Annotated in this window: 1 protein-coding gene; it reads left to right on the plus strand. The window is 79.4% G+C overall.

Annotated elements, in window-relative coordinates:
- A partial coding sequence (locus tag GTW08_RS13930; protein ID WP_161152013.1) for a DUF4097 domain-containing protein occupies window positions 1–798 on the plus strand: 798 nt, incomplete at both ends.

Genomic DNA, 798 nt, shown 5'->3' on the forward strand with positions numbered 1-798 from the left:
GGTTCGACTGCGCCGGCGCCGCCGAGATCGAGGTGACGACCGGCGCCGGCCGGGTCCGGATCGACCTGGTCGACGGGGCCGACGAGGTCCGCGCGGAGGTCACCGCCGACCGCAGCACCGCGCCGTGGTCCGGCGGCCTCGGCGGGCTGCTCGACTGGATCGGCAGCTCGATGACCGGCGGCTCCGGCGTGCCCCGGGCCGGGGCGGGCTGGTCCGGCCGCGGGTTCGACCCGATCGTCGGTGCCCCCTGGGAGGCCACCGGCGACCCGTCGGCGGACGCCGTCGACGCCGTCACCATCGAGTGGTCGGCCTCGTCGCGACGCCTGGTGGTCCGCGGGGCGGACGACCCGGCCCTCGGCGCGGTGCCGCTCGTGGTCACCGTCTCCGCCCCCGCCGGGTCGCGGCCCGCGGTACGGACCGGCGCGGCCTCGGTCGAGCTGACCGGCCGGGCGTCCTGGGCCGCGGTGCGGACCGGGTCCGGCGCGGCCCGCGTGGCCCAGGTGCACGGCGACGCCGACGTCACCACCGGCTCGGGGTCGATCGACCTGGGCACGTGCTCGGGCCGGGCGCATCTGCGTGCCGGCTCCGGCGGCGTCGAGGCCGGGTCGCTCGGCGGCGCGTCGCGCATCCGGACCGGCAGCGGCGACGTCCGCGTCGGCGAGCTCACCGCGGACCTCGAGGTGCGCTCGGGGTCGGGGGACGTCGTCGTCGCCGACGCGGTCTCCGGTGACGTCCGGCTCGGCACCGGGTCGGGGTCGGTCCGGGTCGGGGTGCACTCCGGTGTGGCCGCCGAGCTGG

This window comes from Pseudonocardia sp. SID8383 (genome assembly GCF_009864975.1).
GTDB classification, from domain to species: Bacteria; Actinomycetota; Actinomycetes; order Mycobacteriales; family Pseudonocardiaceae; genus Pseudonocardia; species Pseudonocardia alni.